Source organism: Microvirga lupini (genome assembly GCF_014191055.1).
GTDB classification, from domain to species: Bacteria; Pseudomonadota; Alphaproteobacteria; order Rhizobiales; family Beijerinckiaceae; genus Microvirga; species Microvirga lupini_A.
This window is the reverse complement of sequence record NZ_JACHWB010000002.1, coordinates 65,355-78,510: the sequence shown is the minus strand read 5'-3', so window position 1 is coordinate 78,510 and position 13,156 is coordinate 65,355. Positions and strand designations below refer to the sequence as shown.

At 62.5% G+C, this 13,156-nt stretch carries 13 protein-coding genes; 6 read left to right on the top strand and 7 right to left on the bottom strand.

All coding sequences use genetic code 11. The annotated features are described in order from the left end of the window. Positions 1-8: 8 nt before the first annotated feature. On the bottom strand, positions 9-221 hold the full coding sequence (locus FHR70_RS07390; RefSeq protein ID WP_183448705.1) for an alkylphosphonate utilization protein: 213 nt from the start codon (positions 219-221) through the stop codon (positions 9-11). 233 nt (positions 222-454) lie between these two features. Here FHR70_RS07390 and groES point away from each other — a divergent pair, with 233 nt between their 5' ends. The 3 genes from groES to FHR70_RS07375 all read left to right on the top strand — a co-directional run bounded on the left by groES (position 455) and on the right by FHR70_RS07375 (position 4,152). Beyond that, positions 455-769 (top strand): co-chaperone GroES, encoded by a 315-nt coding sequence (groES, locus tag FHR70_RS07385; protein WP_183448703.1) that lies wholly within the window; start codon positions 455-457, stop codon positions 767-769. A gap of 56 nt (positions 770-825) precedes the next feature. After that, positions 826-2,451 carry a chaperonin GroEL gene (gene groL / locus FHR70_RS07380; RefSeq protein ID WP_183448701.1) on the top strand — a complete coding sequence of 542 codons (1,626 nt, stop codon included), beginning with the start codon at positions 826-828 and terminating at the stop codon, positions 2,449-2,451. A 624-nt stretch (positions 2,452-3,075) separates the two neighbouring features. Next, entirely contained in the window at positions 3,076-4,152 is a 1,077-nt protein-coding gene (locus FHR70_RS07375; RefSeq protein WP_183448699.1) for a S66 family peptidase, read from the top strand. 3 nt (positions 4,153-4,155) lie between these two features. Here FHR70_RS07375 and FHR70_RS07370 read toward each other — a convergent pair whose 3' ends face one another. Beyond that, the gene (locus tag FHR70_RS07370; protein WP_183448697.1) at positions 4,156-4,917 is read right to left on the bottom strand and encodes a hypothetical protein; all 762 of its coding nucleotides are present in this window, start codon (positions 4,915-4,917) and stop codon (positions 4,156-4,158) included. Positions 4,918-5,454: 537 nt separating this feature from the next. On the opposite strand from FHR70_RS07370, the gene FHR70_RS07365 reads away from it, so the two are divergent. After that, on the top strand, positions 5,455-6,543 hold the full coding sequence (locus FHR70_RS07365; protein ID WP_183448695.1) for a TRAP transporter substrate-binding protein: 1,089 nt from the start codon (positions 5,455-5,457) through the stop codon (positions 6,541-6,543). Between the two features lie 168 nt (positions 6,544-6,711). Continuing rightward, on the top strand, positions 6,712-7,710 hold the full coding sequence (locus FHR70_RS07360; RefSeq protein WP_183448693.1) for an LLM class flavin-dependent oxidoreductase: 999 nt from the start codon (positions 6,712-6,714) through the stop codon (positions 7,708-7,710). A 148-nt stretch (positions 7,711-7,858) separates the two neighbouring features. Here the strand turns inward: FHR70_RS07360 and FHR70_RS07355 are convergent, their stop codons facing one another. The 4 genes from FHR70_RS07355 to FHR70_RS07340 all read right to left on the bottom strand — a co-directional run bounded on the left by FHR70_RS07355 (position 7,859) and on the right by FHR70_RS07340 (position 11,709). Further along, positions 7,859-8,701 carry an ABC transporter permease gene (locus FHR70_RS07355; RefSeq protein ID WP_183448691.1) on the bottom strand — a complete coding sequence of 281 codons (843 nt, stop codon included), beginning with the start codon at positions 8,699-8,701 and terminating at the stop codon, positions 7,859-7,861. Continuing rightward, positions 8,698-9,645, bottom strand: coding sequence for an ABC transporter permease (locus tag FHR70_RS07350; RefSeq protein ID WP_183448689.1), 948 nt, complete (start codon positions 9,643-9,645; stop codon positions 8,698-8,700). Before FHR70_RS07350 ends, FHR70_RS07355 begins: the two co-directional genes overlap by 4 nt. 150 nt (positions 9,646-9,795) lie before the next feature. Beyond that, on the bottom strand, positions 9,796-10,206 hold the full coding sequence (locus FHR70_RS07345) for an endonuclease domain-containing protein (RefSeq protein WP_183448687.1): 411 nt from the start codon (positions 10,204-10,206) through the stop codon (positions 9,796-9,798). A 21-nt stretch (positions 10,207-10,227) separates the two neighbouring features. Beyond that, positions 10,228-11,709, bottom strand: a complete 1,482-nt coding sequence (locus FHR70_RS07340; RefSeq protein WP_183448684.1) for an ABC transporter substrate-binding protein — start codon at positions 11,707-11,709, stop codon at positions 10,228-10,230. 197 nt (positions 11,710-11,906) lie between these two features. Here FHR70_RS07340 and FHR70_RS07335 point away from each other — a divergent pair, with 197 nt between their 5' ends. After that, complete coding sequence (locus FHR70_RS07335; RefSeq protein WP_183448682.1) at positions 11,907-12,194, top strand: DUF2218 domain-containing protein; 288 nt, start codon at positions 11,907-11,909, stop codon at positions 12,192-12,194. 65 nt (positions 12,195-12,259) lie between these two features. Here FHR70_RS07335 and FHR70_RS07330 read toward each other — a convergent pair whose 3' ends face one another. Continuing rightward, the gene (locus FHR70_RS07330) at positions 12,260-13,009 is read right to left on the bottom strand and encodes an SDR family oxidoreductase (RefSeq protein ID WP_183448680.1); all 750 of its coding nucleotides are present in this window, start codon (positions 13,007-13,009) and stop codon (positions 12,260-12,262) included. Between the last annotated feature and the right edge of the window lie 147 nt (positions 13,010-13,156).

Below are 13,156 nucleotides of genomic sequence, written 5' to 3'. Positions count from 1 at the left end.
TGATCCCGTCACACCTTCTTGACGAATTCCGTCTTGAGCACGAGGCCCTTGATCTGGGGCGAGCGGCATTCGATCTCGCCCTCATCATCGGTCAGGTGGATGTTCTTGAACACGGTGCCCCGTTTCAGTGTCGTCGAGGAGCCCTTCACCTTAAGATCCTTGATGACCTGGACCGAGTCGCCCTCATTCAGGATGGTCCCATTGCTGTCCCTGACAACCATTCGGCTCTCCCTGGATGCTCCTGCATCCTGCCGGAACGGGCATAGCCCCCTTAGAGGCCGGTTGTCCAATCCGGCCTCGCGCTGAGCAAGCTGGCACTCGGTTCCCATGGCTGCCAAATTTTTTCAGCCTCCCTCTTGAACGATGAAGATCCTTCAACCAAATCATCGACCGCGGAGGCCCCAATGGCTCCGCTTGAGGCAGTTAACAGACTGATATCATTGGAGGAAGCTTCATGAAGTTCCGTCCTTTGCATGACCGGATCGTGGTCCGTCGCATCGATGCGGAAGAGAAGACCGCAGGCGGGATCATCATCCCCGACACCGCCAAGGAAAAGCCCCAGCAGGGCGAGGTGATCGCCGTTGGTCCCGGCGCCCGTAACGAGCAGGGCCAGCTCGTGCCCCTCGACGTGAAAGCCGGCGACACCGTGCTCTTCGGCAAGTGGTCCGGCACGGAGGTCAAGATCGATGGCGAGGATCTCCTGATCATGAAGGAGAGCGACATCATGGGCGTGCTGGAAGTGACCGCCGCCCAGAAGAAGGCGGCTTAAGGCCAATCCCACAATCGAGAGTCACACATCGTTACGTCTCACAGGAGTGACGAACAATGGCTGCTAAGGAAGTCAAATTCTCCCTCGACGCTCGCGACAAGATGCTGCGCGGCGTCGACATTCTCGCCGACGCGGTGAAGGTCACGCTGGGTCCCAAGGGCCGCAACGTGGTGATCGAGAAGAGCTTCGGCGCGCCGCGCATCACCAAGGACGGCGTCACCGTCGCCAAGGAGATCGAACTCTCCGACAAGTTCGAGAACATGGGCGCCCAAATGGTGCGCGAGGTCGCAAGCAAGCAGAACGACCGTGCCGGTGACGGCACCACGACTGCGACGGTGCTCGCACAAGCCATCGTGAAGGAAGGCGCCAAAGCGGTTGCCGCCGGCATGAACCCCATGGACCTCAAGCGCGGCATCGATCTCGCCGTCGAGGCCGTGGTGGCGGACCTCAAGAAGAACGCCAAGAAGGTCACGTCCAACGACGAGATTGCCCAGGTCGGCACCATCTCGGCCAACGGCGACTCTGACGTCGGCCGCATGCTGGCTGAGGCCATGCAGAAGGTCGGCAACGAGGGCGTGATCACCGTCGAGGAGGCGAAGTCGCTTGAGACCGAGCTTGAGGTCGTGGAGGGCATGCAGTTCGACCGCGGCTACCTCTCGCCGTACTTCATCACCAATGCCGAGAAGATGCGCGTGGAGCTGGAGGAACCCTACATCCTCATCCACGAGAAGAAGCTCTCGGGCCTGCAGGCCATGCTGCCCGTGCTCGAAGCCGTGGTGCAGACCGGCAAACCGCTGCTGATAATCGCCGAGGATGTGGAAGGCGAGGCTCTCGCAACGCTTGTGGTCAACAAGCTGCGTGGCGGCCTGAAGATCGCCGCCGTCAAGGCTCCCGGTTTCGGTGACCGCCGCAAGGCCATGCTGGAGGACATCGCAATCCTCACCAAGGGCCAGGTCGTCTCCGAGGATCTCGGCATCAAGCTCGAGAACGTCACGCTCAACATGCTCGGCCGCGCCAAGAAGGTGGTGATCGAGAAGGAGAACACCACCGTCGTGGATGGTGCCGGCGACAAGCGCGACATCGAGGCCCGCGTCGGCCAGATCAAGGCCCAGATCGAGGAGACCACCTCGGACTACGACCGTGAGAAGCTGCAGGAACGTCTGGCCAAGCTCGCAGGCGGCGTCGCGGTGATCCGCGTCGGCGGCGCGACCGAGGTCGAGGTGAAGGAGAAGAAGGACCGCGTCGACGACGCCATGCACGCCACCAAGGCGGCGGTGGAGGAGGGTATCCTGCCCGGCGGCGGCGTGGCCCTGTTGCGTGCCCTGAAAGCGCTCGACGGCGTGAAGCCCGTCAACGACGACCAGAAGACCGGCGTCGAGATCGTGCGCCGCGCGCTTCAGGCTCCGGCCCGCCAGATCGCCATCAACGCAGGCGAGGACGGCTCCGTCGTCGTCGGCAAGGTGGCCGAGGCCGCCGACTACGCAGCGGGCTGGAACGCCCAGACCGGCCAGTATGGCGACCTCTACACGTTCGGCATCATCGACCCGGCGAAGGTCGTGCGTGTCGCCCTTGAGGATGCGGCCTCCGTCGCTGGTCTCCTCATCACCACCGAGGCGATGATCGCCGAGAAGCCGAAGAAGGACGCCGCTCCCGCGATGCCTCCCGGCGGCATGGACTTTTAAGGCACAAGCCTTCCCCCGATGAACAGGACGGCGTCGCGCAAGCGGCGCCGTTTTCGTGTGCGTTAAATCTTGCCGTTGCAAGTAGCCTCACGTTAGAGAACACCGGATCGAGAACCGATTCAGGGGGCAGGGATGAGAGCTTGGGGCGCCGTTGCAATGATGTGTTTGCTGGTAGGGGCACCAACCCATGCCGATGCGCAGGGGCTACAAGGCGGCACCGGCGCCCGGTCCTATACTGTCGCACGCGGGCGCACCATTCCGCTTGGACAGCACTACGCCTCATCGAACTGCGTATTCACCGGCGTTCCTCAGGTAGCGGTCCTCCAGAATCCGACGCTTGGGACCGTGGGCCAAGCAATGGTGCAAACGACAGTCGAGAACACGCCCTTGGATGCTTCGGGCAAACCCCGACCTGCTTCCCATATGGAGTGCGTTGGCAAGCCCATGACCGTTTTAGAGGTTCGCTATACGGCAGGCTCGACGAAAGGCACTGAGTCCTTCAGCTATCAACTCACATATCCAGGGGGAAATTCGGGCCGCATCGATGCGCGTATTACCATCAGGTGATAGCCCGGCTATCGCTGGCCTTGCGCCATGATGGAGCGAACCGGATAGGGATGGTGCATGACGGATCGCTGGTGGCAGAGACCTCTCGTCAAACCTCAGGCCCTTCGGCCGGGTGATCGTGTCGCCATCGTCTCGACGAGCTGGGGCGGGCCAGCGGTCTTTCCGCATCGTTACGAGGCCGGTAAACGCTATCTGACGGATGCCTTCGGCCTCGTGCCCGTCGAGATGCCTCACGCCTTGCGCGATGCGGATTGGCTCGACAGGAACCCGCAGGCGCGGGCAGAGGATATCCACACGGCCTTCGCGGATCCGTCGATCAAAGGCGTCATCGCCAGCATCGGCGGCGACGATGCGATCCGCCTGATTCCGCACATCGATCTGAGCGTCATTGCGGATAATCCGAAGGTCTTCCTCGGCTACTCGGATCCGACCGTCCTGCATTTCGGCTGCCTCAAGGCGGGTCTCCGTTCGTTCTACGGTCCGACGATCATGGCGGGCTTTGCCGAGAATGGCGGCATGCATGCCTATGCCGAGAACGCCTTGCGCAAGGCGGTTTTCGATGTTGCGCCCATCGGCGAGATCGAGCCGAACCGGGAAGGCTGGACGGTCGAGCACCTGCCCTGGAAAGATCCCGAGAACCAGACCCGCCGCAGAAAGCTGACGCCTTCGACCGGCCCGCGAACCCTGCAGGGATCGGGCACTGTGCAGGGGAACCTCATCGGCGGCTGCGCCGAAGTTCTGGAGATGCTGAAAGGCTCGGACTGGTGGCCACCACTGGATTATTGGGACGGTGCCATCCTGTTCTACGAAACTTCAGAGGAGGTGCCTGCCGCCGCGCAGGTTCTCCGCTGGCTGCGCAACTTCGCGGCTCAGGGCATTCTGCAGCGCCTGTCCGGCATCGTTCTCGGGCGACCTGGGGGCCAGACGGACGAGGCTTACCGACAGGAGCAGGAGAGGGCAGTTCTGCGCGCCCTTGAGGAGGCCGCTCTGACGCATCTGCCCGTGCTGGCCGAACTCGATTTTGGCCACACCGATCCGATTGCGACACTGCCCTATGGTGCGATGGCCGAGATCGATTGCGCTCTGGCCCGGCTCACGATCCTTGAACCCGGCGTAGCGGACATCCAGGGCTAGAGCTTACCGATGTCGGATCAGAGAAGCGTCTTCCGGGTCGGCCAAGGTGGTTTGAATCGAGCCGGTTGCTTCCTCAGGGGCGACCTTGCGCAACTGATTGACGAAAGCCATCAGGCTGTGCCCCTTCTCAGGTTTAGGGGTCAGGAAGGCCAGAGCACTGCTGTCGAACGGCTCCTCCTCGATGTCGCCGTTAGTCATGATTGTCGTCTTGATGCCGGTCTGCATATCGAAGGACACGGACCTGACATTCGTGCGACGCTCCGGGGCGACCGGCTCCGCAATGACGAGGGACTTCGTCACGGCAGACGCGAGGATGGGCCTAGCCGGCGCGCGGACGACCGTAATGGGTTTTTGAGGAGCCTTGGCGGCAACCAGATCAGGTTGCTTCTCCTGAGGCTTTCGATCTGAACCGCGGACGGGTTGCGACACTGCCATGTATTCCGCCGGTCCGGATAGGATCTGCTGAAGCCGCTGCTCCGCGTCCTTGGCCTCCTTCTGCGTTGCTGAGCTGAAAGCTGCCGCGAGAGGGTTGCGGGCTTTCTCTGCCTCGGCTTTTGCCTTTGCGGCCTCTGCCGCCTTCGCAGCCTCGATCCGCCTCCGGGCTTCGGCGGTCTGGGCCCGATTGTTGGTGCTGTAGGAATACTGCTTGCCGTTGATCTCATAGCGGACCAACCGGGCCTCGGCCCCGCTGAACATCATCCCATGTGTGACAATGGAGGCTCCAAGCACAATAAGCGTCTTCTTCATCGGCTTATAAGAGCACATTGGCTCTTCCCCTTGTTCAAGGAGAACTCCATTTGCTCAACGTGGCAAATATGTGGCAAAGACAAGTAATGAGCTGACTCGTAAGGGGTATGCTAGCCGGATACTGACAGCTTCATAAGTAAATGCTACAAGATTAGTATCTTATACTGACAATAATATTGTATCCGTCATCCGATTAAAGTCATATAATTTATATCGTTCTGTTTGCGGACTTGTGAGGATTGGAAACGGGCTGATTCCTATGTTTTTCCTCACATCCCATGCAAGCGTAGCGGGGCCGGTCTGTTCTGGGATCATGCTCTTTTTCCCATCGTGACAAAGTTTCAGACGTGTCGCGTTGACTCTGCGGCGCCACATCCTCATCAAATCAATGATTTGGGCCCCAAAGGTCCGGCGGAACAGGGAGAGGGGCATCCCGGTTGCCAGGGATAAGGCAGTGCGACCTTCGCCTTTAGTCTAACTTTACTGAGCGTCATTGATCCCTTGTACCGGGCCTCCCTTACAGCGCGACATGCCCTCGAACAGGAGTAGGCAATCATGAAACGCCGCAATTTTCTCGCAACCGCCGGTGCAGGCCTTGCTGCCGGTGCCATCGCCAAGCCGGCTATTGCCCAATCCAATCCGGAAATCCGTTGGCGCCTGACCTCGGGCTTCCCGAAGTCGCTCGACACAATTTACGGCGGTGCTGATTTCCTGGCGAAGTACGTGTCCGAGGCCACCGAGGGCAAGTTCCAGATCCAGCCCTTCGCGGCCGGCGAGATCGTCGGCACCTTCCAGGCCGCTGACGCCGTCAGCTCCGGCACGGTCGAGATGGCCCACACGGCAGCTTATTACTATGTCGGTAAGGACCCCACCTTCGCGGCCGCCGCGGCGGTGCCGTTCACGCTCAATGCCCGTCAGCTCAATGCCTGGCAGTATCACGGCGGCGGCATCGGCCTCGTGAATGAGTTCATGGCCAAGCACAACCTCTATGCTCTGCCGGGCGGCAACACCGGCACCCAGATGGGCGGCTGGTTCCGCAAGGAGATCAAGACCGTCCAGGACCTGCAGGGCCTCAAGATGCGCATTGCCGGCATTGCCGGCCAGGTGATGGCGAAGCTCGGCGTGATCCCGCAGCAGGTGGCTGGCGGCGACATCTATCCGTCGCTCGAGCGCGGCACCATCGATGCCGCCGAGTGGATCGGCCCCTACGACGACGAGAAGCTCGGCTTCCAGAAGGTCGCGCCGTACTACTACTACCCCGGCTTCTGGGAAGGCGGTCTGACGCTCCACTTCCTGTTCAACAAGGAAAAGTGGGAATCCCTGCCGAAGCACTACAAGGCCATCGTGGAATCCGCCGCCATGGCGGCGAACCAGGACATGCTGGCCAAGTACGACGCCAAGAACCCGGCCGCTCTCCGCAGCCTGGTCGGCGCCGGCGCGCAGCTGCGCCCGTTCTCCGCTGAAATCCTCGATGCAGCCTACAAGGCGACCAATGAGGTCTATGCGGAGATCTCCGCTCAGAATGCGGACTTCAAGAAGCTGATTGACTCGCTGCGCGCCTTCCGCAACGAGGAATACCTCTGGTTCCAAGTGGCCGAATACGCCTTCGACACCTACATGATCCGCGCCCGCACCCGCGGCTAAAGCTCGGCCACTACGTCATCCGAAACCCGGCGCCCCAAGCGCCGGGCTTTTACGTTTGCAGGGCTGGTGTGCCCCGGGCGGGGGGCTCCCTGGGTTGCATCGGACGCCCGGAATGATGATCTCATGGCAATCCTCGTTCGGCCTTGAACCGTACCAGAAAGATCGTCCATGCCTCCCTTCTCCATCCTCGATCTCGCGCATATTCCCGAAGGCTTCACGCCATCGGATGCCCTGCGCAACTCCCTCGACCTGGCGCAGCATGCCGAGACATGGGATTACACCCGATTCTGGCTCGCCGAGCACCACAACATGGTGGGCATCGCCAGCGCGGCGACGAGCGTGGCGATCGGCCATGTGGCCGGTGGCACGAAGACGATCCGCGTCGGGGCAGGCGGCATCATGCTGCCGAACCATTCGCCACTCGTGATCGCCGAGCAGTTCGGCACCCTGGACGCCCTTTACCCGGGTCGCATCGATCTCGGCGTCGGCCGGGCGCCAGGCACCGATCAGCGGACTTTAAGGGCGCTTCGCCGCGACCCGACGGCTGCCGACACCTTCCCGCAGGATGTGCTGGAACTGCAGGCGCTGCTTGGCCCCGTACAGCCGGATCAGGCGATCCAGGCGGTGCCGGGGGCGGGCTCCAACGTGCCGATCTGGATTCTCGGCTCCAGCCTGTTCGGCGCGCAGCTGGCGGCCATGCTGGGCCTGCCTTACGCCTTTGCGTCGCATTTCGCACCGGGTGCCCTGATGCAGGCGATCCAGGTCTATCGCGAGCGCTTCCAGCCCTCTGCCCAGCTCGACCGGCCCTATGCCATGGTCGGCGTCAACGTGATCGCGGCCGAGACGGACGAAGAGGCACGGCACCTCTTCACCTCGGCGCAGCAATCCTTCACCAACCTGTTCCGCGGCACCCGCGGCAAGCTCCAGCCGCCCATCGACGACATCGAGAGCTACTGGGCGCCGCACGAGAAGGCGCAGGCCATGAACATGCTCTCCTGTTCTTTCGTCGGTTCGGCCAAGACCGTGAGGGAGGGGCTGGAGGGCTTCATCGCCGAGACCGGCGCCGACGAGCTTATCGTTGCATCGGCGATCTACGATCACGCCAAGCGGTTGCGCTCCTACGAGATCCTTGCTGACCTGCAGAAGGACATGAGCAAGGCGGCTTGAAGTGACTGCCAAAAACTCAGTCCTCATCCTGAGGAGCAGCCCGTGAGGCTGCGTCTCGAAGGAGGGTCAAGAGACCACTGGACGCTCCTTCGAGACGGTCGCTCCGCGACCTTCTCAGGATGAGGTGTGTGCTTGTTAAGAAGCCGTCTTATGCAGTGGCGCCGCGGCCTTTCAGCGTCGGATCGAGCGCATCGCGCAAGCCGTCGCCCAGAAGGTTCAAACCCAACACCGACAGCGCGATGGCGATGCCCGGTGCGATGGCAAGGTGCGGAGCCTGTGAAAGGTAAGTCTGTGCGTCGCTCAGCATTCGGCCCCAGCTTGGGTTCGGCGGGCGCACGCCCAGGCCCAGATAGCTCAGGCCTGCCTCCGTGAGGATCGCGAGCGCAAGCTGGATCGTCACCTGCACGATCAGCGCGCCCGCGATGTTGGGCAGCACGTCTTCCCAGGTAATGCGCAGCGGATGCTTGCCGATGGCCCGCGCCGCCGCGATGTAATCAAGCGTCCAGACCTGGAGCGCGACGCCGCGGGTGACGCGGGCGAAGACGGGGATGTTGAACACGGCAATCGCCAGAATGGCCGCTAGAGGCCCTGACCCTAAGAGCGCCCCGATCATGATGGCGGACAGCACGGCCGGGAAGGCGAAGACCACGTCGGAGACGCGCATGGCGATCTCGTCCGCGATGCCTTTCCAGGCTGCCGCCGCGCAGCCGATGGCGGTGCCGATGGCGGCGCCCAGGAGAACCGCAGGCCATGCGATGGCAAGCGAGTTCCAGGCGCCGACCATGAGCAGTGAGGCGACGTCGCGGCCGAAATGATCCGTGCCGAGAAAGCCCACCTCTCCAGGGCTTTTCAGGCGCATGGCCACGCGCACCCGGGTCGGCACCTCCGGGGTCCAGACGAGCGACACGAGAGCCGTGACGATCAGCAGCGCGGTGAGAATGCCCCCGACCACGAGGGCGGAATTCAGCGGAATGCGGGAGCGCTTCGTCATGACCGGCCCCTCAGACGCGGATCGAGGATGGCGTAGCCGATATCGACAAGGAAGTTCACCACGATCACGAGACCGGAAAAGATCAGCACGATGTCCTTGATCACAACGAGGTCGCGTTGGTTGAGCGCCTGATAGGCGAGCCGTCCGAGGCCGGGCAGGTTGAACACGTTCTCCACCAGGATTGCGCCGCCGAAGAAGAACGAGAGCTGTAGCCCCAGGATCGTTGTGACGGGAATGAGCGCATTCGGCACCACGTGGCGGCGAAGCGTCGATCCCTTGTCGACCCCTTTGGCCCGAGCCGTGCGCACGAAATCGGCGCCGATCACTTCGAGGGTGGCGGAGCGTGTTACCCGCGTGAGGACGGCCGCCTGAGGCAGGGCAAGCGCTACAGCCGGCAGCAGCAGCGCCTGCAGGGCAGGGCCGATGCCTGCGCTCCATCCTGGAAAGCCGCCGGCCGGGAACCAACCGAGCCAAGTGGAAAAGAACAGGATGAACAGGAGGCCGATCCAGAAATTCGGCACCGCTACACCAAGTTGGCTGAACACGAGGACGGCACGATCCACGATTCCATCCCGACGCGCAGCCGCCGCGACACCGAGCGGCAAGGCGAGAGCGGTCGAGATCAGGATCGCGAGCAGGCTCAACGGCAGCGTCACGTTCATGCGCTCTGCCACGAGCGTCGAAACAGGCATCTTGTAGGTGATCGACGTGCCGAGATCGCCGTGAAGGATCCCGCCGACCCATTGCAGATATCGGACCAGCGCCGGCTGGTCGAGCCCGAGCTCCTGCCGCAAGGCGGCAAGCGTATCCTCACGAGCCGCCGTACCCAGCATGATGGCGGCCGGATCGCCAGGCAGCACTTCTAGGATCAGGAAGATCGCCAGCGACACGAACAGGAGCGTTACGGTCAGCGAGACGAGCCGGGAGATGACGAGGCGCAGCATGTGTTCAGGCGCGGCCTTTTCCCTCCCCCTTGCGGGGAGGGGTAGGGGTGGGGGTGGTTCGACCGATTGTGAGATCAGACCAGTGAGATATTGTATGTCTCTCGTGTCTCCCGAAGCAGGCCGAGAGCTTCGACTTTTCGACCCCCACCCTCAATTCCTCCCCGCAAGGGGGAGGGAACCCGCGCTTAGCGCGGCCAGGATAGAATTCAAAACATTCTCGATAGTGGTCATCACTTCCCTGTTGCTGAACCGGATAACCCGGAAGCTGTGATTGCTGAGATAGCTCGTTCTGCGTTCATCATGGGCCGCATTGGCTTCGTATCCGTGTTGGTTGCCGTCAACCTCAATAATCAGTTTCGCCGCGAGGCAGCAGAAGTCGACCACATAAGGACCAATCGGAACCTGTCGCCGGAAGTGGCCGCGCTCCAGAGGGAGCCGATGCCGTAAGTGCCACCAGAGCCTTCTTTCAGGTTCAGTGAGGTTTCGGCGCAAGGCCAGTGCGCGATTCCGTTGCCTCAATGAAGGCCTGTTAGAAGGATCTCTGGTCCAGGCGTTCGTCATGGTTCCCGTTGCGCCGTCAGATCACTCCGTCCACGAAACCTCCGTCACGTCGTTCGACGGGATCGGCGAGTTCTCCCACAGGCCCTGCAGCTTCGCGTTCCACACGCCGAGCTTCGGCAGCTGGAACAGGAACAGGGCAGGCACGTCCTCGGCGAGAATCTTTTGCGCTTCGGCGTATTTAGCGAAGCGCGCCTTCTCGTCCGTGGTCTTGGCGGCATCCGCGATCAGCTGCTTGAACTTGTCGTTCTTGTAGTTGAAGTAGTAGCTGTCGCGGGCGAAGATCTCGATGTCGAGCGGTTCCGTGTGGGACACGATAGTGACGTCGTAATCCTTGTTCTTGAAGACTTCCTCGATCCACTTCGCCGGGAACTCAGTCGGGATGATCTTCAGCTCTACCCCCACCTCGGCCATCATGGCCGAGAGCAGCTCCGCCGAGCGGCTGGCATAGGCCATCTGGGGCGACTTGATGGTGATCGGCAGGCCGTTGCCGTAGCCTGCTTCCTTCAGCAGCGCCTTGGCCTTTTCCACGTCATAGGGGATGACGTTGGTCATATCCACGAAGGCCGGATGGTTGGGCGAGAAGAAGCTGCCGATTGGCTGTCCGAAGCCGGAATAGGCGCCCTCGATCAGCGCCTTGCGGTCGACAGCATGCATCAGCGCGCGGCGCACGCGCACATCGTCGAAAGGCTTCTTGGCATTGTTCATGCCCGCGACGGTCTCACCTTCCGTGTTGCCGGCCACGGCTTTGAAGCGGTTGTCCTTCTGGAACTCGGCGAAGAGTTCCGGCGCGCCGAGATTCGGGAACGCATCCACGTCGCCCGCGCGAAGAGCCGCAACCTGCGCCTGCGCATCGCTGATGAAGCGGAAGGTGACGCTCTCCAGCTTCACCTTGTCCTTCTGCCAGTAATCGGGATTCTTCGTCAGCTCCACCCGGTCGCCGCGCGTCCAGGACTTGAACTTGAACGGCCCGGTGCCGACGGGGTTGGCCGCGTTGTTCGCCGCCGTCTCCGGCGCCACGATCACCGCATCGCCCCAGCCGAGATAATAGAGAAAGTTGCCTGAGGTTTCCTTCAGCTTGATCACCACGGTCGCGGGGTCGGGCGTCTCGATGGATGCGATGGGCGCGAAGATCTGCTTCTGGGCGTTGGTCGACTTTGGATCGCGGGCGCGGTCGAAGGCGAACTTCACGTCGGCCGAATCGAAGGTCGAGCCGTCGTGGAACTTCACGCCCTCCTGCAGGCGGAAGGTGTAGGTCAGCCCGTCGGGCGTAACCTCCCAGCTTTTCGCGAGCAGCGGCTGGACCTTGCCGGTTCGGTCGATGCGCACGAGGCCCTCATAGAGGTTGACCCAGGTGACCTCCCGGATGGCGACAGGCGCGGCAATCGTCGGATCGAGGCCCGGGGGCTCGATGGGCACGCCCACCACCAGGGACGTCTTGGCGGCCAAGGCCGGAAGGGCGCTGACGGAAAGGAGTAGGGCGGCGGTCAGGAGGCGCTTCGTCATCAGGCTGGAACTCCATCCGGTATGGTCGGCTGCGACAGGTCGCGGTGGCTTCAGCTTACGCAGGATGGCGCCGGATGGAAGACCGTCATTACGGATTGTTCACTTAACTTCGGTTGCGCCGGGGCCTAAGCAGGTCTGTGACGATCCGGCGTGGCCGGCCTCCCGTGAGGCCTCTGTCGGTATGGAAAGGCTTGGACATGGCTTTTGAGACAGCCCGGGTGCCCACCGAGAACGGCGCCAGATATCTCCAGCAACTCTGCAAGCACTGGAGCCACAAGCTGGATGTTCAGCTGTCGGAGAACGAGGGGATCGTTCGCTTCCCGGCCGCAATCGCCACCATGAAGGCGGGGGCCGATGCCCTGACCGTGACGGTGGAAGCGGAAGACGACGAGACGCTCCAGCGGATGAAGGGCGTTGTTGCCTCGCACCTTGATCGCTTCGCCTTCCGCGAGGCGCCGCTGCCGTTCGAGTGGCGGAAGAGGTGATGAGGCTGCCGCTTGTCATCCCGGGCTCGCCTGCGGCGCCCCGGGATGACAGTGAGTTGCCTGCCTCAGATACACCGCCCGCCATCGACCTCCAGCACCACGCCGGTGATCATGCTGGCCTCATCCGAGGCAAGGTAGAGCGCCGCGTTGGCGATGTCCTGCGGGGTGGAGAAGCGGCCGAGCGGGATGGAATTGACGAAGAGCTCGCGCTTCTGGGGCGTGTCCTCGCCCATGAAGGTGGCAAGCAGCGGCGTCTCGCCGGCCACGGGGGCGAGCGCGCAGACGCGGATCCTGCTGGGGGCGAGCTCCACGGCCATGGACTTGGTCATGGTGTGCACGGCCCCCTTGGTGCTGTTGTACCAGGTGAGGCCGGGGCGCGGGCGCAGGCCTGCCGTCGAGCCCACATTGATGATCGCGCCGCCTCCCTGGTTCTGCATGAGCGGCACGGCCGCCTTGGCGAAGAGATAGATCGACTTCACGTTCACCGCGAAGACCCGGTCGAACTCGTCTTCCTCCACTTCCAGCATCGGCCGGTTGCGATGGCTGATGCCCGCATTGTTGACCACGATGTCGAGCTTGCCGAAGGCGGCAACGGTCTTCTCGACCGCCGCGTTCACATCCGCGGCCTTCGATACATCCGCCGCAAGGCCGACGGCCGAGGCGCCGATCTTCTCAGCCGCGCTCTTGGCTGCCGCTTCGTTGATGTCGATGATGGCAACCTTGGCGCCCTCACGGGCGAATGTTTCCGCGATGCCCAGACCGAAGCCGGACCCGGCGCCTGTAACCAGCGCCACCTTGCCTTCAAGGCGTTTCATGCATTCTTTCCTTCCAAACCTTGGTTTTTCCCATCCTCGCCCTCATCCTGAGGAGCAGCTGCAGGCTGCGTCTCGAAGGAGGATCCAGTGGTCTCTGGATCCTCCTTCGAGACGGTCGCTGACGCGACCTCCTCAGGATGAGGTCAG